19 protein-coding genes are annotated in these 23,881 nt (G+C 40.7%); 13 read left to right on the top strand and 6 right to left on the bottom strand.

Going from position 1 to position 23,881, the window contains the following annotated elements; genetic code table 11:
- Positions 1–20 precede the first annotated feature (20 nt).
- From odhB to R8N23_RS19675, 4 genes are all read left to right on the top strand, one after another.
- The gene (gene odhB / locus R8N23_RS19690) at positions 21–1,550 is read left to right on the top strand and encodes a 2-oxoglutarate dehydrogenase complex dihydrolipoyllysine-residue succinyltransferase (RefSeq protein ID WP_318173319.1); all 1,530 of its coding nucleotides are present in this window, start codon (positions 21–23) and stop codon (positions 1,548–1,550) included.
- Between the two features lie 33 nt (positions 1,551–1,583).
- Positions 1,584–1,934 carry a four helix bundle protein gene (locus tag R8N23_RS19685; RefSeq protein ID WP_318173318.1) on the top strand — a complete coding sequence of 117 codons (351 nt, stop codon included), beginning with the start codon at positions 1,584–1,586 and terminating at the stop codon, positions 1,932–1,934.
- 49 nt (positions 1,935–1,983) lie between these two features.
- A complete protein-coding gene (gene lpdA / locus R8N23_RS19680; protein WP_318173317.1) occupies positions 1,984–3,378 on the top strand; it encodes a dihydrolipoyl dehydrogenase in 1,395 nt (464 codons plus the stop codon).
- Between the two features lie 142 nt (positions 3,379–3,520).
- On the top strand, positions 3,521–4,729 hold the full coding sequence (locus R8N23_RS19675) for a hypothetical protein (protein ID WP_318173316.1): 1,209 nt from the start codon (positions 3,521–3,523) through the stop codon (positions 4,727–4,729).
- Positions 4,730–4,786: 57 nt separating this feature from the next.
- On the opposite strand, the gene R8N23_RS19670 is transcribed toward R8N23_RS19675, so the two are convergent.
- The 3 genes from R8N23_RS19670 to R8N23_RS19660 form a co-directional block, all read right to left on the bottom strand.
- A complete protein-coding gene (locus R8N23_RS19670; protein ID WP_318173315.1) occupies positions 4,787–5,137 on the bottom strand; it encodes a DoxX family protein in 351 nt (116 codons plus the stop codon).
- A 39-nt stretch (positions 5,138–5,176) separates the two neighbouring features.
- Complete coding sequence (locus R8N23_RS19665) at positions 5,177–6,268, bottom strand: BT_3928 family protein (RefSeq protein ID WP_318173314.1); 1,092 nt, start codon at positions 6,266–6,268, stop codon at positions 5,177–5,179.
- Between the two features lie 93 nt (positions 6,269–6,361).
- Positions 6,362–6,910, bottom strand: coding sequence for a DUF1599 domain-containing protein (locus tag R8N23_RS19660; RefSeq protein ID WP_318173313.1), 549 nt, complete (start codon positions 6,908–6,910; stop codon positions 6,362–6,364).
- Positions 6,911–6,957: 47 nt separating this feature from the next.
- Here R8N23_RS19660 and folP point away from each other — a divergent pair, with 47 nt between their 5' ends.
- From folP to R8N23_RS19625, 7 genes are all read left to right on the top strand, one after another.
- Positions 6,958–7,827, top strand: coding sequence for a dihydropteroate synthase (gene folP, locus R8N23_RS19655; RefSeq protein WP_318173312.1), 870 nt, complete (start codon positions 6,958–6,960; stop codon positions 7,825–7,827).
- Between the two features lie 2 nt (positions 7,828–7,829).
- Positions 7,830–8,735 (top strand): diadenylate cyclase CdaA, encoded by a 906-nt coding sequence (cdaA, locus tag R8N23_RS19650; protein WP_318173311.1) that lies wholly within the window; start codon positions 7,830–7,832, stop codon positions 8,733–8,735.
- Positions 8,736–8,802: 67 nt separating this feature from the next.
- A complete protein-coding gene (locus R8N23_RS19645; RefSeq protein ID WP_318173310.1) occupies positions 8,803–9,294 on the top strand; it encodes a DUF4293 domain-containing protein in 492 nt (163 codons plus the stop codon).
- Between the two features lie 246 nt (positions 9,295–9,540).
- Positions 9,541–10,905, top strand: coding sequence for an IS4 family transposase (locus R8N23_RS19640; RefSeq protein ID WP_318169595.1), 1,365 nt, complete (start codon positions 9,541–9,543; stop codon positions 10,903–10,905).
- Between the two features lie 170 nt (positions 10,906–11,075).
- Positions 11,076–12,968 (top strand): molecular chaperone HtpG, encoded by a 1,893-nt coding sequence (htpG, locus tag R8N23_RS19635; protein WP_318173309.1) that lies wholly within the window; start codon positions 11,076–11,078, stop codon positions 12,966–12,968.
- A gap of 129 nt (positions 12,969–13,097) precedes the next feature.
- Positions 13,098–13,919 (top strand): hypothetical protein, encoded by an 822-nt coding sequence (locus R8N23_RS19630; protein WP_318173308.1) that lies wholly within the window; start codon positions 13,098–13,100, stop codon positions 13,917–13,919.
- 47 nt (positions 13,920–13,966) lie between these two features.
- Positions 13,967–14,431 carry a GNAT family N-acetyltransferase gene (locus R8N23_RS19625; RefSeq protein ID WP_318173307.1) on the top strand — a complete coding sequence of 155 codons (465 nt, stop codon included), beginning with the start codon at positions 13,967–13,969 and terminating at the stop codon, positions 14,429–14,431.
- On the opposite strand, the gene R8N23_RS19620 is transcribed toward R8N23_RS19625, so the two are convergent.
- Together R8N23_RS19620 and R8N23_RS19615 are read right to left on the bottom strand one after the other, a co-directional pair.
- Positions 14,428–15,828 (bottom strand): MBL fold metallo-hydrolase, encoded by a 1,401-nt coding sequence (locus tag R8N23_RS19620; protein WP_318173306.1) that lies wholly within the window; start codon positions 15,826–15,828, stop codon positions 14,428–14,430. The two genes, R8N23_RS19625 and R8N23_RS19620, sit on opposite strands and share 4 nt — an antisense overlap.
- A gap of 74 nt (positions 15,829–15,902) precedes the next feature.
- On the bottom strand, positions 15,903–17,312 hold the full coding sequence (locus R8N23_RS19615) for an aldehyde dehydrogenase family protein (RefSeq protein ID WP_318173305.1): 1,410 nt from the start codon (positions 17,310–17,312) through the stop codon (positions 15,903–15,905).
- A 210-nt stretch (positions 17,313–17,522) separates the two neighbouring features.
- Here R8N23_RS19615 and R8N23_RS19610 point away from each other — a divergent pair, with 210 nt between their 5' ends.
- Positions 17,523–18,308 carry a hypothetical protein gene (locus R8N23_RS19610; protein ID WP_318173304.1) on the top strand — a complete coding sequence of 262 codons (786 nt, stop codon included), beginning with the start codon at positions 17,523–17,525 and terminating at the stop codon, positions 18,306–18,308.
- Here R8N23_RS19610 and R8N23_RS19605 read toward each other — a convergent pair.
- The gene (locus R8N23_RS19605; RefSeq protein ID WP_318173303.1) at positions 18,305–21,232 is read right to left on the bottom strand and encodes a DEAD/DEAH box helicase; all 2,928 of its coding nucleotides are present in this window, start codon (positions 21,230–21,232) and stop codon (positions 18,305–18,307) included. The genes R8N23_RS19610 and R8N23_RS19605 overlap by 4 nt on opposite strands.
- A 194-nt stretch (positions 21,233–21,426) precedes the next feature.
- Here R8N23_RS19605 and R8N23_RS19600 point away from each other — a divergent pair, with 194 nt between their 5' ends.
- Entirely contained in the window at positions 21,427–23,835 is a 2,409-nt protein-coding gene (locus R8N23_RS19600; protein ID WP_318173302.1) for a bifunctional UDP-N-acetylmuramoyl-tripeptide:D-alanyl-D-alanine ligase/alanine racemase, read from the top strand.
- Positions 23,836–23,881 lie beyond the last annotated feature (46 nt).

Here is a 23,881-nt window from a genome sequence, read left to right as displayed (position 1 = left end):
AAAAATTTAACAATAAAGAAATGATTGAAGTTAAAATACCAACCGTTGGTGAATCGATAACCGAAGTGACGGTTTCGCAATGGACCAAGCAGAGTGGTGACTATGTCGAAATGGACGAAGTCATCTGTGAACTGGAATCAGACAAAGCCACCTTCGAACTAAACGCAGAAGCAGCTGGCATTCTTACCATCAAAGTAGAAGAAGGCGAAACGATTGAAATCGGAACGGTGGTTTGTACTATCGACGAAACAGCATCTGCTGGCGCATCGTCTGCAGCACCTGTGGCTAAGACCGAGTCTGCACCAGCCGCAGTCTCAACTCCATCTTCTGGAGGGAAAACTGGTGAAACTTTGGAAATGAAAGTGCCAACTGTGGGTGAATCGATCACCGAAGTGACTATTGGTACTTGGATGAAACAAGATGGTGATGTGGTAGAATTGGACGAGCCGATCGCGGAGATCGAATCAGACAAAGCTACTTTCGAATTGGCCGCAGAAGCACGTGGTGTGTTGAAGATTGTTGCGCAAGAAGGCGACACCATTGAAATTGGCGCTTTGATTTGTAAAATCGAGGTGATGGACGGGGCACCTGCTCCTGCAGCAGCGTCAGCGGCACCTGCAGCAGCCACGGAGCCAGCTTCAGGTGGATCTGGCTATGCGGCAGGACATCCTTCTCCAGCGGCTTCAAAGATTTTGGCTGAAAAAGGAATTGCTGCAGGCGAATTGACTGGATCGGGAGTTGGTGGTAGAATCACTAAGGAAGATGCACAAGCAGCTCAAAAATCTGCACCTAAAGCCGCAGCGGCACCAGCAAAAGAAGCAGCTCCAGCCGTGCCAGCATTTGGTGGAGGAAGAGAGCAAACCAGAAAAAAATTAACTCCATTGAGAAAAACGGTAGCGAAGCGTTTGGTTTCTGTAAAGAACGAAACGGCTATGCTCACCACATTCAATGAAGTGGATATGAAGCCAGTAATGGACCTTCGTAAAAAGTACAAGGATGCCTTCAAAGACAAGTATGAGGTGGGATTAGGATTTATGTCCTTTTTCATCAAAGCGGCTTGTCAGGCACTTCAGGAATGGCCAGCAGTCAATGCGCAAATCGACGGCAACGAAATCGTGTATAACGACTTCTGTGATGTGTCGATTGCCGTATCTGCACCGAAAGGTTTGGTTGTGCCAGTGATTAGAAATGCAGAATCACTTTCGTTTAATCAAGTAGAAAGTGAAGTAGTAAGATTGGCTAAGAAGGCTAGAGACAACAAGTTGAGCATTGACGAGATGCAAGGCGGTACCTTCACTGTAACTAATGGTGGTATCTTCGGATCAATGCTTTCTACTCCGATCATTAATGCACCGCAGTCAGCGATTTTGGGTATGCACAACATCGTAGAAAGACCTGTAGCGATCAATGGTCAGGTGGAAATCAGACCGATCATGTACTTGGCACTTTCTTACGATCACAGAATCATTGACGGACGCGAGTCTGTAAGCTTCTTAGTGAGAATTAAAGAATTGTTGGAAGATCCAGCGAGATTGATGTTGGGAATCTAATTGTGTACTAAGTACAAAGTCTAGAGTACTAAGATGAACCGATATCAGGATTTGCAAGTTTGGAAAAAGTCCATGGATCTAGTTGAGGAGGTCTATGCTTTAGTGAAGAATTTCCCTGATGATGAAAAATTTGGTTTAATAAGTCAAATTAGACGTTGTGCAGTATCAATTCCATCCAATATCGCTGAAGGAAGTGGTAGAAACTCTAAAAAGGAGTTTGCTCAATTTTTATCAATTGCAGCAGGCTCTTTATTTGAATTGAATACACAAATTCAAATATCACAGAGAGTAGGATATATAGAGATTGAAAAACAAGAAGAATTGGCTTCAAATATTGATGAAATTCATCGCATGTTGTTTGGCTTAATTACTTCATTAAAATAATAAATTCATTGTACTTAGTACTCGTTACTTGGTACTCAATACTTACACAATGAAATACGACGTAACAGTAATAGGATCAGGTCCGGGTGGTTATGTGGCAGCTATAAGATGTGCACAGCTAGGGATGAAGGTCGCGATAGTTGAAAAATATAACACACTAGGTGGTACTTGTCTGAATGTGGGCTGTATTCCCTCTAAAGCTTTGTTGGATTCTTCTCATCATTTCCACGATGCAGAGCATACCTTCAAAGAGCATGGTATTGATATTCCAGCACCGAAAGTAAATTTCAAGCAGATGATTGCCCGAAAGGGTGATGTGGTGAAAGCCAATACTGACGGAATTCAGTTTTTGATGAAAAAAAACAAAATTGATGTTTTTCATGGTTTGGGGTCATTCGTTGACAAAAACACGATCAAAGTAGCCGGCGAAAAAGAAGAGACTATCTCTACTGATAAAGTAATTATCGCGACGGGTTCGAAGCCAACATCTTTGCCATTTATCAATATCGATAAGAAGCGTGTGATCACAAGTACTGAAGCGTTGGAGCTGAAAGAAATTCCTAAGCACATGATCATCATCGGTGGTGGTGTGATCGGATTGGAGCTTGGATCTGTGTATCGAAGATTAGGTGCAGAAGTTTCTGTGGTTGAATTCTTGGATAGAATAGTTCCAGGCATGGACGGAACGATGTCTAAAGAATTGACCAAGTCTTTGAAGAAATTGGGTATAAAATTCTACCTCAAGCACAGAGTAACTGGCGTAGAAGCTAAAGGAAAGAACGTAGCTGTGAAGGCAGATACACCTAAAGGCGAAGTGCTAGAATTGAAAGGTGACTACTGTTTGGTATCCATTGGCCGAAGAGCCTATACCGATGGACTTGGCTTGGAGAATGTGGGCATTGCCACGGACAAAGGCGGAAGAATCGAAACGGACGATCACTTGAAGACCTCGGTTGACAATATCTATGCGATTGGTGATGTGGTAAAGGGCGCTATGTTAGCACACAAGGCGGAAGAAGAAGGCGTGTTGGTAGCTGAGCAGCTAGCAGGACAAAAGCCTCACATCAATTACAACTTGATTCCAGGCGTAGTGTATACGTGGCCAGAAGTGGCAGGCGTAGGACAAACGGAAGAGCAGCTTAAAGAAGCTGGTGCAGCATATAAAGTTGGTTCGTTCCCTTACAAAGCGCTAGGCAGAGCCAGAGCTAGTATGGACACTGATGGTGTAGTGAAAATATTGGCCGACAAGACTACAGATGAAATATTGGGCGTTCATATCATAGGTGCGAGAGCCGCAGATATGATTGCAGCTGGCGTTACCGCGATGGAATTTAGAGCTTCAGCAGAGGACGTGTCTCGCATGTCGCATGCGCACCCTACGTATATGGAAGCCGTGAAGGAGGCTTGTTTGGCCGCTACAGATGCAGGGCCAATTCATATGTAGTTTGGTAATGTATTTGTTGTAGAGAGATACCAGCTTCAGAGGAGCTGGTATTTTTTTGATCAAAATATTAAATGCAACAAAGTTGCATAATTCAATTGATGAAGCTTTATTTGCAACATCATTGCATTTAAAAACTTATAACATGATAAAGAAAATTATCCCAATGGGTTTGTTGGTCGTTGGGACACTTGGATGTTCTGAAGAGAATGAAAAGCCTCAGACTGAGGCAGAAGAATTTGAAGGTATTGGCGTACTTATTTCAGATGCAGAATCCCAAGATTTACATTGGTACAATCATCACCACCAAAGCCAAGAAACATTCACATCAAAACATGCTAAGTCAAGGATATACCGAACAGGTACCGGCCGCTACGCTGCTATTATACATAGAGATGAGAATTTGGTGGAGTATTTTGATAGTGGATTGGAACTACATGGCAATCATGTGGATGAGCTCAGGGAATCTGGGGTGGGACCAATGATTGGTGAAGGGGCTAAACCTACTCATTTCAAAAGCAGTCATGATTTGCTTCTTGCTTTTAATGACGAAGATGGAACATTACTCTTGGCAGATGAGGTCGATATTTCTGAAAACGGAGCAAAGATGACTGTCTTAGATGCTGGTTTGACACCACACCATGGTGCCATGGCCATTTTTGACAATGGCAATATTGCCGTGACAAAAAAGACTGGTGACATAGAAGGTAGTTTGCCTGAGCAAGTGCAAATTATCGATCAAACCGGAGCTTTGACTCACGAAGCCAAGATAACCACAAATGGCATCCATGGAAATGCTAGTGATGGTAACCATGCAGTCTTTGGCTCGGCTTCAGGTATTTTGGTAGTGAATCAGGATGGAACTCAAAAACTAATTGACCATCCCGATTCTTTTGGCGACTCATGGTTTGGTAGCATATTATCAACTCAGTTCGAGGGTGTATTTGTAGGTTATACTTCGGATCATGGGGTATATCTGATTAATGTAGATAGCGAAACAATAAGTCCCTTGTTTACTTACTCAGGACTCTTTCGTTGTGCAATGGATGTAAATGGTAGTCATGTGCTGATCCTGCTTGAAACCGGAATGCTTCATGTATTTGATGTGTTTGATCAAACGGAGACCGCCTCAGGTACGGTTATCTCGGCCTTCGAAAAACCATCTGGCGGACACGGTGCCATATATCCGAGCATGGCGGCAAGCTCAAGGTATGTTTATATAACTGACCCAGATAATGGTCAATTAGTTATAGCCAATCTGCAAAATTTACAGAATATTGAAAAGGTGTCTGTTTCATCTAAACCTTACAGCCTTGGTTTGGTTGGACATGAATCAGAAGTAGGGCTCCATTAAGGATCTAGTTCATTTTTAGTACAAATCAAAGTCGGTTCGTTTTGCGAATCGGCTTTTTTATAACCTTTTCTCAAATAGATAAGAAATTAGGAGCGTCATTATCGCAAAAGCAGCTAAAGTGTGGCCTCCGTCTTGGGCTTCATAATGTGCGAAAAATGCCAATGAAAAGTCGATCAATAATCCTACATATGCCCACTCTTTTAATGTCTTTGACCATCTAGAAACAATCGCAATTACGGCTAATATTTTCGCAACAGCCAAGGGTATGACCAAATAAGCTGGATAATTAAGCCGAACAAATATTTCTTTGACTTCTTCTGTATTGATGAAATACATGCTGGCTGAAGCCAACATCAATGTTGAAACTAAACCAGTAGTGATCCAATAAATTAGTATATTGATTTTCATATCCTCAAAATAACAAATCTGAGGATAGAAACTGTCGAATTAATTCACCAAATCCAGTACCTCACTATTATTAGGCACATCATTATAATGCCACTTGCCTTGTACGGTTCCGTTTGACAACAACCACAATCCAGGGTTTGATCGGGTAATGGTTTTTAATACCGTAGCGTCTGTATAGTAATAAGGAATCTCTAATCCCACTTCTTTTTGAAAGGCTTCAAAAGTAGATCCGTCGGAGGCAGTTAAGGCATAGATTTCTATTTTATCTCCCAAGGCTTTAATCAGGTCATTGATATCAGATAGGCTGGATTTATCTGATTTGGAGACATCATACAAAACTACAAAGAGCTTGTTACCTGTAAATACTTCAGAAGTAAAATCCCCTTCATCATTCCAAACGCCAAAATCTGTAATCTTTGGAGCTGCTTCAGGGTTCAGGTGATTCATTGCAACAAATTTGTAAGCAGGGTCCGTTGGGTAAGTTTCAAATTTGAATTCTTCTCCATCTTTTTCCATTACATATTCATATATGTACTCTGCGGACGGTTGCATTTCTGTAGGGATATGATTGCCTACTTTGTATGCTCTAAAATCAATAAATGGTAAATGAGCCACGGCATAGAGCGCCAGACCCAAGGACAATACTAGTGATCCTCCTACTATGAAATGGCTTCTTTTTTCTGCCGTTTCAGACTGCGGAGCATGTTGACTCAAATACAAGAAAATAATCATCACTAGCAGTACGATATCTTTGATAAAGGACTCCAATGGGGTAAGCTTGATAGCATCGCCAAAGCACCCACAGTCTGTCACGCTATTGGTGATGGCAGACCAGCCAGTGAGAAAAGTGAAGAATACAATAATTGCTAATAAGGCTTTCAGTGTCCAGTTCTGCTTGTAGTTCACGATCAAGGCTATACCTAAGACTACCTCCAGGACTACCATGAATATGGAAATGGGAAGTGCCAAGGGCACGAATAAGTGAAAGAAATTGGCGATCTCTAGTGAGAATATTTCGAAATATTCTTCCATTTTGATGGCTGTTCCTACCGGATCGTTCACTTTGATCAGGCCAGAAAAAATGAATAAACCGCCTACTAAAAATCTTACGATGGTCAATATTGCTTTCATGTGCTGCTTGTTTTGGTCGCTAATTTAATGAACAATGAAAATGTAAAACACAGATTACTGGTCAGTAACAATCTTTTAACAGATTGCTGGAATTTATTTTTGATTGAATCCCATCAAAATCAAACAAAAGACGGAATAATTGATCATGTCTTGATAGTTAGCTTCTACACCCTCAGAGATCAGGGTTTTGCCTTGATTGTCTTCGATCTGTTTGGTTCGTAATATTTTCATTAAAATGATATCTGTCATCGATGACACACGCATGTCTCTCCAAGCTTCGTCATAGTCGTGATTCTTGTTGGCAAGTAAATCTCTCGTTTCATTGGCTATGCCAGTGTACATGGGCTCTAGCGTATCGTATGGAATTTCCATACCCTCATCACCATTCATTCTTACCTGCATAATAGCCATAATGCAGTAGTTGATAATGGCTACAAACTCGCCAGCAATATCTTCTTGTATTTTTTGTTCTCCTTTCTCCTGGATAGAACGGATTCTTTTCGCTTTAATAAAAATTTGGTCGGTCAAAGACGAAGCTCTTAAAATCCTCCAGGCCGTACCGTAATCCTTGGTTTTCTTTTCAAAAATGTCTTTACAAGCCTTTATAACTTCAGTATATTCGCCTACCGTTTTTTCTTCCACTATTTCGTCTGATTTTATTGAATTGAACGGCTAAAATTAAGGCGTAAATGGCTGGCAACAAACTATTTCAGAAATTAATGACCGAGTCTAAATTCATAAATGTAAAAGGAAAATTGATGGCCTTGTCATCACCCAAGGTAATGGGCATCATCAACTTGACTGCAGACTCTTTTTATGATGGGGGTAAGATCAAATCAGACAGCGATTTGCTGACTAAAGTCGAAAAGATGCTGGAAGATGGGGTGGATATTTTGGATGTAGGCGCTTACTCCAGTCGTCCGGGTGCAACAGATATTCCTATGCGCGACGAATGGGAGGCGGCCGTTGATGGTATCGACAGTATCTTGAAACATTTTCCTGAATCTGTTATTTCAATAGACACATTTAGATCCACTGTCGCCAAGGGTGCCTTAGAGCACGGTGCCTGTATCATAAATGATATTTCTGGTGGGAATCTGGATAAAGGAATGTATGATCTTTTGTCTGAAGTAAATGCACCCTACATTATGATGCACATGAAGGGTGATCCGCAGACGATGGCTAATCTTACCGACTATAACCACCTGGTTTCCGAGATTATTGATTATTTTAATGCGAAGGTCAATGAGTTGAAGAGCTTGGGGGTTAAAGATATTATTATTGACCCAGGTTTTGGTTTTGCTAAAAATAAAGAGCAGAACTATGAGTTATTAAATAAGTTGAGTCTGCTGAAGGTATTAGATGTGCCGATGCTGTGCGGAGTGTCTCGAAAATCTATGATTTTCAAAGAACTGGAAATTACGCCGGACCAAGCACTTAATGGTACGACAGCACTCAATATGGCTTGCTTGATGAATGGAGCTTCTATTTTGAGAGTACACGATGTGAAGGAAGCCAAAGAGACGATTAAGCTTTACGAAGCAATGACAAAGAATTAGAAATGATATTAGGATTTCAAATTGGATTTTTAGAAATAGGCTGGGTAGATGTTTTTGACATTCTATTTGTGAGCTTCTTTTTGTACCACGTGTATAAATTGATGAAAGGAAGCGTAGCTATTAAAATCTTCCTTGGTTTCCTGTTTCTATACTTGATCTATCTGGTGGTGAAGGCCGTGGATATGGAGCTTCTCAGTATCATTCTTGGTCAGTTCATGGGTGTTGGGGTTATTGCCGTGATTGTATTGTTCCAGCAGGAAATCAGGAAATTCTTGTTGTTATTGGGCAAAACCACTGTTTTTGAGGAAGGTAATATCCTTAAAAATGTTCAGCAGTTTTGGCAAGAAAAGTATGACAAGAACCACTTGGATGTATCCCCAATTATTGATGCGATCAAAAACATGGCTGGTTCCAATACAGGCGCATTGATTGTATTTTCCAGAAGCTCTGAATTGAAATTTTTCGCTGATTCTGGAGATCGCTTGGAAGCCAAAATTTCCAAAAGGCTTATTCTAGCCATATTCAATAAGTTATCTCCTCTGCATGATGGCGCAATCATTATTAATAATAATCGGGTGGTGGCTGCCAGATGTATTCTTCCTGTATCGGAAAGAGACGACATTCCAGCCCAATTTGGACTTCGTCACCGTGCGGCGCTGGGTATGTCTGAAACTACTGACTCTTTAGTAGTTATTGTTTCTGAAGAAACTGGTCAATTGACTACTGCTCGAAGTGGTGAATTCGAACATAACTTGTCTACTCAGGAAGTACGGTCGCGTATCAATGAATACTTGAGTAATCTGGATGAAGCCAAAAATGAAAGTCTGATGGCAAAGGCTATAAAAACAGAACAAAAGGAGAAAGCACCGAAAGAAGAATCCGCTAAATCCGAGTTGTCCGTAGACTAATCAAATTCTATTTCCAAGTCTAGAAATTGAGCAACAATTCTCTACTTTTGCCCAAATTTCAAATCTTATGATACAAAGAGTTCAATCTATATTTTTATTTGGCGTGGCCGCCTGTATGATTACTATGTTGTTTTTTCCAATCTGGAATAAGCTTGACGGAGAGAAAAATGAATTGGTCGAATTGACCGCTTTGAAATTTTCACATACCAAAAAAGACATTGAAACCGGCGAAATAGCCATTATCACTGAAGGACAAACATTTTATATCGCCATCCTAGCTATCCTGGCAGCTGGGGTTGCACTCTATTCGATTTTCAAATATGACAATCGGTTGTTGCAGATGAAACTAGGTGCATTAAACTCTCTATTTATGGGAGGTGCTATGGGACTCATTGTGTACCATGTTTATCAAGCAGAACGTATGGTGGCTCCTACACAACAGGGCAATTACCTCTTTGCTTTTTACCTTGGTGTGTCAGCTTTACTGTTCAATTTGCTTTCAAACCGTTTTATTCGAAGAGACGAAAAGCTGGTTCGGTCTGCGGATAGAATTCGTTAATTATAACTTCGTGCACCTGTTGCGCGATCTACCTGAAAATTTAGCAGTACTATTAGTGAGAGATGCCGCACCTGTTGCCATAGCCGTCAAGCTAAGGTTTTCTCGACTGAATTTGTGGTTTGGGCATGGTATCCCAGTTAGGAATACCTAGTGTTCTTCCCCATATTTGTTTGATTTTTAAATGAACAAAAAGGCGGGCTTTTGATGTATTAGTGACCTGCCTTTTTTCTTTCTCAAAAATACTGTTTGGGGAAGAACCGACAAGAAATTTCACAACTAATTGAGGCTAAGGCCAGTTGTTTTTCAGGCTGTTTAAATAAGATTTTTTCTAAAGAGAAACTTGATCTTTTGGCCAGGGAGAGTGGCTTTGTACAGCGTAAGTCACGTTTGGACGCATCTAAGTTCCTTGATCTACTTCTTTTTTGTGATCAGTACCTAGATCAAGTGAGCCTTGAGGATCTGGCCAATGGTTTTGTTGAGCAACATGGTTTGTCTATTTCAAAACAAGCCGTCCAAGAGCGGTTCAATATCAAGGCTGTCGAATTTATGAGTGCTTTGCTTAGCCAATTGCTGGCTGGGCAGCTGAATTTGAACCCATCTGAACAAAACAAATTTAAGCGGTTCAATCGGGTGATGGTCAAAGATTCTACACGGTACACGCTTCCAGAGGCTTATGCCAAAACGTTCAAAGGTCATGGAGGCCAAGGCAGCAAGGCCCAGATCAGTATCCAGTATGAATATGATTTGCTTACCAATGTCACTCAAAGGCTGGAATTGACGGCAGCCTGCCGTAATGATCAAACAGATTCTAGGCAAACCCTGGGCGATATCGAAAAGGGAGACCTCTTGGTTCGGGACTTGGGCTATGTGACCCAGCACTATCTGAAGCATGTTTCCCAACAAGGGGCTTATTTCCTGAACCGCTTAAACAGCAGGTGGGGCGTTCAGGATGTGGACCAGGCTCCAATCGACTTTTCTGCCATATTGAGAAAACTCAACAAACACACATTGCCTGCTTTAGAGCTGGAGGTGAAAATCGCAGATATGCCGATGCGAATGATTGTTGCAAAAGTGCCCGAGCAGGTTTACAAACAACGTTTATTGAGGGCTGAAAGAGCAGCCCATGGTAGACACAAGGTCAGTAAAGAGTATAAAACAAGGGCATGGCTGAACATATTTATAACCAATGTGCCAAAAGCATGGGTTTCCACTTCACAGGTTCAAGGCATATACCGCACCCGCTGGCAAATCGAACTTGTATTCAAAGCCTGGAAATCACAAGCCCGAATTGACAAAATGAAAGCTATGAAACAGGAAAGATTCCAGTGCCAGCTTATTGCCCGCTTTATCTGGATCATGCTCCACTATCAAGCCTTCAGGTTAATAGAACAGGGCTTGCTTGACCAAGGAATGGCTATACGGTGCAGTCAGAATAAATTTTTCAAAACAGCTTTTAGGCTATCTAATGACCTCAAGAAAGTTGTTTTTGAAGACCAACCCCTAGAATACTGGTTTAAAAAATTACTCATCCGATCTGATAGAAAATATCTCACTGAAACCAAAAACGGAAAACAAAATGTGTTTAAGACCATAAACAACTTCTTAACTTGACGGCTATGGCAATAAATGCGGCAAATTTAAACGAGTATGCTGTCAAAAAATCCTAATCCGCTGACAATCTGTCGCGGATTTCTTTTTTATAGGCTTTGGAATGGCATTTGTTGAATGCCCATCACCGGAGTAATCCGATCAAACTTTAATTCATTAAATAAAAATATATCATGCAAGAGAAAGGTAATATTTCGATTCACACCGAGAATATTTTTCCAATCATCAAGAAATTTCTTTATTCAGATCATGAGATCTTCTTGAGAGAGTTAGTTTCCAATGCTGTAGATGCTTCTCAAAAGTTGAAGCAATTGTCTGGCATGGGAGAGTACAAAGGCGAACTTGGCGATTTGACAGTTGAAGTGAGCTTCGATGAAAAAGCAAAGACCATTACAATATCTGATAAGGGTATTGGTATGACTGCTGAGGACATCAAAAAATATATCAATCAAATTGCATTCTCTGGGGCTACTGAATTTGTTGAAAAATATAAAGACAAAGGCGACGAGCAACAAATCATTGGTCACTTTGGACTCGGGTTCTACTCAGCCTTTATGGTAGCTGATAAAGTAGAAATCAACTCATTATCTCATGTAGATGGAGCAGAAGCTGCAAATTGGATTTGTGATGGTAGCACAGAATTCGAGATTACTGCAGGTACAAGAAAAGAGAGAGGAACAGACATCATTCTTCATATCAATGAGGAGTCAGAAGAGTTCTTGAATCAAGCCAGAATTCAAGGTATTCTAACGAAGTACTGTAAGTTCTTGCCAGTAGAGATCAAGTTTGGACAAAAAGACGAGAGTGTTCCTGATGGAGAAGACAAAGACGGTAAGCCGAAATACAAAACTGTAAAGAAAGATAACATCATCAACAACCCTACGCCGCTTTGGACGAAGTCGCCATCGGAGTTGAAAGATGAAGATTATTTGGCATTCTATCGAGAGTTGTATCCATTCTCGGAAGAGCCTTTGTTCTGGATTCACCTGAATGTGGACTATCCTTTCAATTTGACAGGTATTCTTTACTTCCCTAAGGTGAAGAATGAGTTGGAATTACAGAAGAACAAAATCCAATTGTATTCTCGTCAGGTGTTTATTACTGACGAAGTGAAGGATGTCGTGCCTGAATTTTTGATGTTGCTTCATGGGGTGATTGATTCGCCAGACATTCCATTGAACGTTTCGAGAAGTTTCTTGCAAGCGGATGGTGCAGTCAAGAAAATCAACACTTACATCACTAAGAAAGTAGCCGACAAATTGAATGAGCTTTTCAAGAAAGACAGAAAAGCGTTCGAAGACAAGTGGGAGAATATCGGACTGTTCGTGAAGTACGGTATGCTCAGCGATGAGAAGTTTTATGACAAAGCCAAGGATTTTGCTTTGTTAGAAAATACTGAAGGTGAGTGTTTTACTTTCGATGAATACAAAGAAAAAACTTCAGCCCTTCAAAAGGACAAAGATGACAACCTGGTTTATCTATATGCCACTAACCCAGCGAAGCAACATGCCTTCATTGAGTCGGTAAAAAATAAGTCATATGACGTACTGAAATTCGATGGACCTTTGGATAGCCACTTCATCGGAACGCTAGAGCATAAATTAGAGAAAACACAATTGAAGCGTGTGGATGCTGAAACTGCAGACAAGCTGATCGATAAAGACGAAAAAGTGGAGTCTGTACTTTCTGACAAAGAAAAAGAAACAGCAAAGGAGCTTTTCGAAAAAGCAATCGATGACAAAAATTCAACAGTGAATGTAGAGTCGCTGGCTGCTGATGAAATGCCTGTGATTGTGACTATGCCTGAGTTCATGAGAAGAATGAAGGATATGCAGAAGCAAGGCGGAGGCGGCATGATGATGATGGGTGATATGCCTGATCAGTATACTGTGGCAGTTAATGCTAACCACCCTTTGGTTTCTAAAATCTTAAAAGCTAAAAAGGCAGAGAATAAAGAGCAATTGGCTCGTCAGGCCTATGACTTGGCTCTCCTTTCTCAAGGATTATTAGAAGGATCAGCACTGACTAGCTTCATCAAGCGGTCTGTAGCTATCAGCGCGGAGTAAATAATTAGGCCACGGCCTATATTTAATAGATATAAACCTCTGGACGATTCGTTCAGAGGTTTTTTATTTAGACACATCTTTATAGCTTTGAATTTGGCAATGAATGAAAGGTGTTGCCGTTGAAAAATTATGAGCAAAAGTCTTTTACCATACAGTCTTCTTGTGATGCTTATTGGGCTCGTGTTTAATGCACAGTCTCAAGACTATACTGATGATGATTTTGAATCTCAATACGAGAAACCACTCACGGTAGACTTGGATGCCACGGACCTGGAGAGTATTCTGGAACCAAAGAAGAAAAAACCTAAACGGAATGTCTTTTATGGAAAAAAGACCCGAAAGGGATTTACCAGACAAGGTTTTGGCGGGAATACGGTAACTGAGTTGTTTACGGTGCTTAAAGAGTATGAAGAACCATTGCCCTATGTTAGGGACATCTATTGGTATGACTTCAGAAAAAGGAAGATCATTAGGTCTAGAAAAATAGATAAAAATAATGCAGGGATTTTGCATGGGCCTTACAAAAAAATGCTGGGAGATCAGGTCATAGAAGAAGGCATATTCTATATGGGTACCAAGCATGGCCGATGGTCTACCTGGAATAAACACAACATTCTACAGACCAAGGAAAAATACTACAAAGGTTGGCCAAAAGAATCTTTGGTAGCATACCACAATAAGGAGGAGAAACAGCTCGAAGAAATAATCCCTATTCACTTTGGGGAGAAAGAAGGGAACTATTATGCCTTTCACAAAAGTGGAAACCTAGCTGCTGTAGGCGAATACCACTTTGATCATAAGGTGGGGCTTTGGCGTGAATATTATGACATAAGAAATCGAAGAAAACGTGAGATTGTCTATTCCAAAGACCCTTTTGATGATGAATTCAAGCCTTATATCATTCGTGAATGGGATAAGCGCGGGAAATTGATTTACGAACGGAAAGAATAACTATATTCTTTGGTTGAGCGTAAATTAAGAACATCAAAAAACACCATGTGAATAATATTACTATCCGGCCAGCAACTCTAGAGGACTTGCCTATATTATACGAGTTTGAGCAAGGTATTATCCAGGCAGAAAGGCCATTCGATCCAACTTTGAAATCCGGCCATATCAATTATTATGACTTGAAAGCACTCACTGAGTCGGACCAAGCGGAAGTATTAGTAGCTGAGGTAGCAGGAGAAGTGGTGGCATCGGGCTATGCTCATATCAAGGATGGCAAAGATTTTCAATCACACAAAAAATTTGCCTATCTCGGTTTTATGTTTGTAAAACCTGACCACAGAGGCCAAGGTATTATCACTCAAATACTGGACGAGTTGAAAAGTTGGAGTCAATCCAGAGGCATCAATGAAATCCGTTTAGAGGTATATGATGACAACGAACCAGCCGTTCGTGCCTACGAAAAGGCAGGCTTCAAAAAGCATTTGGTGGAAATGAGAATGTCAATTAATTAGATACCACGAAAGAGCTCAATACTTTCGAGATATTGAGGAACTAAGACGTTTGGCCATGCTAAACTGCTATTTATTTTTTTGGCAAATGTGGTAGAGCTCTCCGGCTCACCATGAACCACAAATGTATACTTTGGAGGAGGGTTGATTTGGCTAACCCAACGCATGAGTTCGGCTTGATCAGCATGAGCTGAAAGTCCATCTAAATGTCTTATGCGACATTTTACAGGAACTTCCAATCCGAAAATCCTAGATGTTTCATCTCCCTCTAGGATTTTTCTTCCTCTGGAACCTATTGCCTGATAACCTACAAAAAGCAATGTGTCATTTGTTCTTGGGAGTCGGTGAAATAGATGATGAAGAATTCTACCTCCGGTGCACATACCACTGGCAGAGATAATGATAGCTCCTTTGTCAATGTTGTTCAGGTTGGTGGAAGACTCCTGTGATTTGTAATACTGAAAATGGCTATCATCAAAAATGGACGCGTGCTCATTTTTACCAACACTTAACTTATGATCTTTTCTGTGTTTTTTGTGCAAATAGGTAGCATTGATAGCCATCGGGCTGTCTATATAAATTTTACAATCAGGTATTAGTTTCTTTTCCAGTAAATGATGAAAATAGTAAAGCAAGAGCTGTGTTCTGCCAACTGCAAAAGATGGAATAAGTAGACAACCTTGCTGCTCAAAGGCCTGATTGACGATTTCAGCTAACTTGTTTGCTGGTGATTCTTCTTGATTCAACCGATCTCCATAAGTAGATTCTACGAATAAAACATCGGCCTTTTTGATCGAGGCGGGATCATACAATAGCGGCTGGTCATATCTGCCTAAATCACCGGAGAATACGATGGTCTTTTTTTGAATTGAACCAAATATATCAAGAGATACGATGCTTGATCCTAGAATATGACCAGCATCGGAAAAAGTCGCCTGAATGGTTGGGTTAATGGATATTAAATTTTCATATTCTACACTGTTTAATAGTGTAAGCGCCTGATCGGCATCTTTGACAGTAAATAATGGCTTAGGAGGGTCGTGTTTGGAATATCCTTTCTTTTTGGCAAATTCAGCTTCTTCTTCTTGCAATTTGGCCGCATCCTTAAGTAAGATTTCGAGAAGTGAAGCCGTAGCGCTCGTACAATATACCGGGCCGGAAAATCCTTCTTTTACCAATAACGGCAAGTAACCGGAATGGTCAATATGTGCATGAGTAATAATTATGGCATCAATGCTCCCAGGGTCAACTGGAAACGAATCCCAGTTTCTAAGCCTAAGCTCTTTCAACCCTTGAAAAAGACCGCAGTCAATTAATAATTTGAAATCATCAATTTCAAGCAAATATTTCGACCCTGTAACTGATTCAGCACCACCCAGAAATTTGACTCTCACATTCATGTATTAAAATTGTGAAATCAATAGGTGCCTTCCTATGATACTAATGACTACATCGAAATGATGTATGTCACTTTTTAGAACCACTTAATCATAAAATTCACCACCCATTTCTTGAATCCATTGAATGGAGGGTAAAAAAGAAGGGCATTGGTAAGGCCAATGCGCTGACTCAAGACAGATTTCTGATTTGAGAATTCCATAAAGCCATATTTGCCGTGAGATTTGCCAATTCCACTGTGATTCACTCCGCCGAATGGTAAATTTGGATGAGCGTATTGAACCACCACATCATTGATCACCATGGACCCGGCAGAGGTAGCTTTTGTTATTCGCTTTTTCGTTTTTCGACTTCTTGAGAAAAGATAGAGCGCAAGCGGCTTATCATTTTGATTGATGTGATCAATTACTTGATCAATATCCCGATAGATTTTCATAGGCATAATAGGGCCGAAAATTTCTTCTTGCCAGATGCGATTGGATTCATCGATGTTGGACAGTAAGGTGGGCTCGATGAACTTTTCATTCGCATTGTGTGTGCCTCCAAATTCAATATGGGCACCTGAGTTTTTGGCTTCATCGAGAATCTCCACTAATCTACTAGCGTGTTTTACATTTACCAGCCTGGAATAGTCTTGTGTATGAGATAGGCCTTCACTTTTGCTGTCAAACAGTTCGGCAACGTATTTTTTGGCCGAGGCTACAAACTTGTCTTTTACTTTTTCGCTTATGAATATGTAATCTGGAGCAATACAGGTCTGGCCATTGTTTGTAAATCTGCCCCAGACTATTTTCTTGGCCGCGTCATCGGCATTGGCTGTTTCATCTATGATCACGGGAGATTTACCACCGAGTTCAAGTGTGACAGAACTCAGGTTCTTTGCCGCAGCGCCCATTACTATTTTCCCCACATTCGTACTACCAGTAAAGAAGATATGGTCAAATGGTAATTCAAGTAATGCGGTGGTTTCTGGTATGGCGCCTTCTATCACTGTTACTACCTCAGGTTCGAATACATCTTCTACCATTTCTTTAATCAATTTCGAAGTGGCTGGTGTATTTTCTGATGGCTTGAGCATAGCTGTGTTTCCGGCCGCGAGGCATGAAGCCAGCGGACTTCCAATGAGGTTGAAAGGAAAGTTCCAGGGGGCAATAATCAAACAAACCCCTTTAGGCTCGGGTTGTATTTTACCTGCAGTGCCGAGATAGGTCATGCCGGGTGAAACGCGTTGTGGTCTAGCCCACTGGTGGAGGTGGCTGAGTGCATCATTGATTTCGGTAGTGACGGTGAATATTTCCGAAATGTCAGTGTCTGTAGCTGATTTTCTAAGGTCAGCGTGAAGCGCTTCTCTGATTTTACCCTTGTTGTTTAAAATCCAGGTTTTGAGAGATTTCAGCCTTTTTCTTCGATGCTCGATAGGTTCTGTTCGAAGCTCCAAACTTCTAACTTTTTGCTTGTCAAATTGAGACTGAAACGGATTGGCCATAATGTGTGAATGTTTAATTAAGAGCCAAGAAAGATAATGAAGGCTAAGTGAAAAATGCAGTTGTTTTCAGTAAGATGTCTATTTATGTGGCTAAAAACGTGATGGTGGGCTAAAAAGTAGCGTCATTCGCGCTAATGCTAGAATTCTGTTAGTATATTTGTTAACAATTACGTAACATTGAATTAACATTAAGTAAATGCAATTGCTGAAATGAACAAGTTTCTCCTTGGTTTGGTGCTTTTAACCTTGCATGCGACTACCTCGCAGGCCACAGGAGAGAAGTATCTATCTAGTGAAACGAAGCTTGGCCTGTTCATTCGATCAGAGTTTGATGATTTGGCACCTGAGGAGGTAAAATCTTATGAGGAAAACTATGCAGCTATAGTTAACAAACTGAAAGAAAAGAAGGCAACGGCTAAATCTGATGCTATGTTCTTAAAGCATGTTTTCTACACCGTTCACAGGAAGATGCTAGGGGAATACGAACAATACGTGACCTTCAGTGAAATTTTCAAGAAAGAAAAGAAATATGACTGTGTAACTGGGACGGCGCTCTATGCTCTGATTTTGGATGAGCTAGGTATCGATTACCAAGTCCATGAAACAGATTATCACGTGTATTTAGTGGCCTATGCAGGAGGTAAAGTATACTTGTTTGAGTCCACGGATGCATTAGCTGGTTTTGCCTGGGACCCAAAGGAAATTGCAGAACGAAGAGCTTTTGTCAATCAGGAGTCCATCCGAATCAATACCGAATTGGCTATGACGGGATTGGCCAGTAATGAGAAATCTACCCAAGGAGCTACCTATATTGACAATGTAGTCAATCTCCGACAGCTTGCTGGTCTGCATTACTACAATCAAGCATTGAAGCAATTCAATAACAACGCTCATCGAGAAGCGTATAAAATGATCATTATTGCTCAAGGCATCTATCCTAGTCAGCGGATTAAAAATGCGAGTTCATTTATGTTCTCTGCTGCCTTTGAGGATTAATCTAGTAGCCCAGCTATATCATCCTTGGTCAATGTTTTCACAAAGCTTTCTTCAGTAGTGATTAAATCATCAGCGAGTTTTTGCTTGCTCTGTTGCAGCTTCAATATTTTCTCTTCTACTGTGTTTTTTGTGATAAACCGGTAGGTGAAAACTTTGTTTTTCTGACCTATCCTATGGGCTCTGTCAATGGCCTGAGCTTCTATGGCAGGGTTCCACCAAGGGTCGAGCAGGAAGACATATTCTGCCTCTGTCAAGTTAAGGCCCAGTCCACCAGCTTTAAGCGAAATCAAGAAAACTTTAATGCTCTTATCATTCTGGAAATTCTCGACCTCCTTTTGTCTGTCTTTGGTGCTACCGTCCAGATACGAGTATTTGATGTTTTGCTCCTCAAGGTAGTTGGATACAATTTTCAAATGCTTTACAAACTGTGAGAACACTAGAATTTTATGGTTCTTATTGATCGCATTTTCTAGCATGTAACTGATATCTTCCAGTTTGCCAGAATCTTCCTTGTACTCATCATCAGCCAGGTAAGGGTGATTGGCTATTTGACGCAATTTGGTCAAGCCCTGCAAAATCATAAACTGAGATTTACCTATGCCACCAGACTCAATTTCTTCCATGATTTTGTCTCTGTAGGCCGACTTCACTTTTTCATAAGCTTCTTCCTGCGCTTCTGACATGGTGCAGTACCGCACGTTTTCTATCTTTTCGGGAAGGTCGGTCGCTACTTGAGATTTGTGTCTTCTCAGTAGGAAAGGCTTTATAATGGTATAAAGCTTCTTGGTTTTCTCTTCGTCGTTTTTCTTTTCGATAGGTTGTTGAAACTGATTTCTAAAGAAGGACTTTGCTCCCAGAAGGCCCGGGTTTAGGAAAGTCATTTGAGACCATAAGTCCATGGTGGTGTTCTCAATCGGAGTACCGGTTAAAATCAATTTGTAAGAGGAGTTCAAATCCCTTACACATTTCGAAATATTTGATTCAGGGTTTTTTATGACTTGTGATTCATCCAGAATGATATAGTTGAAATGAAAATCAGCTAACAAATCTATGTCTTGCCTAATCAATCCATAGGAAGTGATGACCAGATCATATTTGGCAAATTCCTTAGTGTCCTTATTTCTCTTAACACCCGTGTAATTCAATATTTTAAGTGCAGGTGTGAACTTCTCAGCCTCTTTTTCCCAGTTATAGATCAATGAGGTTGGCATTACTAGCAAACTCGTTCCATTATCTTCCCGTTCATGTACTGACTGAAGCAGCGCCAAAGTCTGAACAGTCTTACCTAGACCCATATCGTCTGCCAGGCAACCGCCCAATCTGTATTCGTTCAAAAACTTCATCCAGTTGAAGCCGGCACGCTGATAAGGCCTGAGCTCACCTTTGAACCCAGCCGGAATATCATAATTGTCTATCGAGTCAAAATCACGAAGTCGCTCGAGTTTGTTGGTTAATTGGAGATGTGCCAGATTGGACTCATCCAGATCCTTAACTAGAGAAATGTGGTGCTTTTGTAGTTGTAGTGATTCCTCTTCGCCTATGTCGGCAAAAGCCATCAACTCTGAATATTGGGTAAACCACTCTTCTGGAATTACAGCGATTTCGCCATTTGGCAATTCTATTTCATGCTTTTTCTTCAGGATATAGTTTCTGATGATATGAAATGGAATTTCGAATTCACCAAATTTGATCACTGCATGAATATCGAACCAGTCAATATTCTCTTTGATTTCTACAGTCATTTCTGACTTACCTAAGAAGTATTTCTTTTCTCCTTTTCCGTTTTGTTTTAAAGTAATACCGGAATCTTCTAGTAGCTTTTTTGTGCTCTGAATCCATGAGAATGCTTTCGCAGTTTCCATAGTAGACCTGGCATGTTTCAGAGGAAGGCCCGTTTCGGCCAGGAATGTTACAAATTTCTTTTCCTTATCGAGATTCCGCTTAATTCTATGAAAGGTGTAGTTGTCTTCTTCTTTCTCTACATGTACGCTCACTTCCTTCATGTGCTCGGCACTGTAGTGATGGTCCCCATAGTTGAATTTTAGCTCGAACAAGATCTTGGATTCAACCTCTACTGCTCCATTGCCATTAGAATCAAATAGCTCCATGGAGTTGCCATTCGACGCTAACTCAGAAAAATAGAGCATAGGTTTGACCTCCGAGGTTTCAGTTTTGATATCAAAACCTTTGGCATACACATCAAAAGAAGCCACCAGTGGAGCAACAAACTTATGGTAGTAGTTGTCCTCAATTTTTCTTGGAATGGCTATGAATTTCTTTTTGAGGAATGGTTTGATTTTGTTGGCATCTACATTCTTCTGAAAGCTATATAGTTTGTCTTCCACCACAATGTAAGCGGGGTCGTTGCACAAGATGTAAGCACCTTTATATTGGAACTCTATTTTTTCCTCACCATACTTTATGGTAGGGAAGTAGTGCGTGTTTTCTTCGTTTCTACGAAAGTGAAAAAGCACGGTAGCCTTTTCATTGAGTACCTCAATTTCCTTCCAAGCCGGCTCTCCATCATTGCCCATCTCAAATAATCGCTTGCCATGCATCAAAGGCATAATCTTTGCCCTTCTTCGTTCTACATAGTTTTTGATTTCTTGTTGTGCATGTTCATCTCCTGACTGCTCGTCAAAACATTTCAAAAAGAAGTCATCCGGTTTTGATTTCTTTCTGTCGTATTTTTTAGCCACCACATCTGGTTGCATAGAATCCATCAACTTGATGAGTTCGTAGTCGTTTTCATCTAGCCCTTTGTCAAACTCCTTAGCATTTTTTGCTGAGATGTTTTGATGAGAGAAGGTAAGTCTCCCTTCTCCGTCGAGTTGAATCACAAAAGACTCGAACAAATACCCCAAATATTGGTGTTCGAATAGGGTGTAAATAATTTGAAAAGGTTGACTTGGAGATACTTTCATATTGACGAATGCAAAAGGTCAATTTAACGATAATTCTTAATGGACTAAACTTTGCAAGTTAATCGAATTGAGCTAACTCAAAAGCGAATAGGATGAAAATATTCGATACCATTTTTGTAAAATTTTGTATGTAAATTAGGTCACTCGTCGAGCCCTCGACGGTAGTTGGTATAATCATTCAAATATTATTTTCTATGAAGTTTAGTGGATTGAGTCAGAGTTGTAAAGGGAAAATGCCACAACTGCCTTTAGACATCCAAATTCAGGGGTTGGCATTCGACTCTCGTCAAATTTCCATTCGCTCAGGTGTAGTGTTTTTTGCCATTTCTGGTCAGAATCATGACGGTCATCAGTTCATTAACGATGCCTATGAAAAGGGGGTGAGGCTATTCGTCGTCGAAAAAGAAATAAAACTAAAAGCTGATGCTTCATACTTCTTGGTGGAGGACGCCATTGTCGCCATGCAGGAATTGGTCAAAACTCATCGATCAGCATTCAACTATCCTGTCATTGGTATTACCGGTAGTAATGGAAAAACCATTGTCAAAGAATGGCTGGCTCAGATGCTGGATGATCAATTTGATATTGTAAAAAGCCCAAAAAGTTTTAACTCCCAATTGGGTGTACCGCTGTCTGTTTGGGCCATGGGTGACCATCACAATTTGGGAATCTTCGAGGCCGGTATTTCGGAAGTAGAAGAGATGCAACGATTGGAGCAAGTGATTCAGCCAACACTTGGCATTTTTACCAATATAGGAGAAGCTCACAATGCAGGTTTCAAGGATTTAACCGAAAAGGCAAAGGAGAAGGCCAAGTTGTTTAGTAATTGTCAAAAAGTGGTCTATTGTGCCAAACATGAGCTGGTAGGTAAGGCACTTGCTGAAACAGTCTCTGGTTCGACTCAGCTCATTCCATGGAAAGTCACTGAACAAAAAGGAAAGAAGTATGTACTGGATGTGCTGAATAACTCTTTGACTTTTTATTTAAAATATGATGACCCAGCGTCAGTGGAGAATATTCTGCATTGTGCAGCGATGCTAGTGGCCTTAGGATACGATCAGGAATTTATTCAGCTCCGGTTGAATAGGTTGTCGTCTATTAAAATGAGATTGGAGATGAAGCAGGCTATCAACCGATCGTATGTAATAGATGACACCTACAATAATGACCTGTATGGATTGGAAGTGGCATTGGATTTTCTGGCCAGGCAAAATCAGCGTTCCAAAAAGACGGTCATACTATCAGATTTATATCAAACAGGATTATCAAGCGATGCCTTGTATCAACGAGTAAGTGAGTTGCTTCAGAAGCATAATATTCAAAAGTTTGTTGGTGTTGGAAAAGAGATCAATCAATCGAGTTCCAAGTTTCATATTCCATCTAAATTTTATCAAACGACCGAAGAATTTTTGGCAGCAGGGTATACCCCTAATGACGAAATTGTATTGGTGAAGGGTGCCAGAGATTTTGAGTTTGAGCTGATTGTAAACAGTATGGAGCAAAAAGCGCATGGCACCATTCTGGAGGTGAATCTTGAAAATCTAATTCACAACCTCAACTATTACAGGAGTAAACTAGAGCCAGAGACCAAAATAATGGTGATGGTAAAGGCCTTGGCCTATGGTGGCGGAAATTTTGAAATAGCCAACTTACTTCAGTTTCACAAAGTAGATTATTTGGGTGTGGCCTATGCAGATGAAGCCGTAGAGCTTCGGAAAAATGGCATCCACATTCCAATCATGATTATGAATGTGTCGCCTACTTCTTTTAGGTTGCTTAAGGAATACAATCTTGAGCCTGAGATCTACAGCTTGGATCAGTTGATCGATTTTCTGGATTATTATGAAAATATGCAGGATCTACCTTCTATACATATCAAGTTGGAAACCGGTATGAATCGACTAGGTTTTACGGAGAATAATTTGCAGCGACTCATCGAGCAGCTGAAGCTCAACAAACACCTAAAAGTAAAAAGTATTTTCAGCCATTTGGCGGGCAGTGAAGACCCAAGACATGCTGACTATACCAAACAGCAAGGGGAACGATTCGAAAGAATGAGTCAAGCGATTATGGAGAGTTTGTGGTATACGCCGATGAGACATTTGGTCAATACTGGTGGAATTGCTAACTATCCGAGTCTACATTTTGATATGGCGAGATTAGGCATCGGCTTGCATGGCTTCGACCCTACACAAACCGAACAAGGAAAATTAAAAATCGTCAGCACCCTCAAATGCAATGTATCACAAGTCAAGAAAATTGCCGCAGGTGAATCAATAGGATATGGAAGGAGTGGTTTTGCGAAAAGTGATACGATGATTGCTATTATCCCGATTGGCTACGCCGATGGGTATTTACGCGCTTTTGGAAATGGCACTGGCCAAATGCTGATCAATGATCAACTGGTGCCCACTATCGGTAATGTCTGCATGGATATGACTATGGTGGACGTGACAGGGTTGGATGTGAAATCAGGTGATGAAGTGGTCGTTTTTGGCGAAAAGCCTAATATTAGTGAATTGGCTGAATGGATTAAGACTATTCCATACGAGATTTTAACGAATGTAAGCCAAAGAGTGAAAAGAGTGTTTTTAAGTGAATAGTGCATTTTCTCGTGCGTGAAAATACGGATTGAAGGCTGGTTAGAGT

This window comes from Reichenbachiella sp., from assembly GCF_033344935.1.
GTDB lineage: Bacteria > Bacteroidota > Bacteroidia > Cytophagales > Cyclobacteriaceae > Reichenbachiella.
The sequence above is the reverse complement of the archived record's forward strand: the minus strand, read 5'-3'. Positions and strand labels throughout refer to the sequence as shown.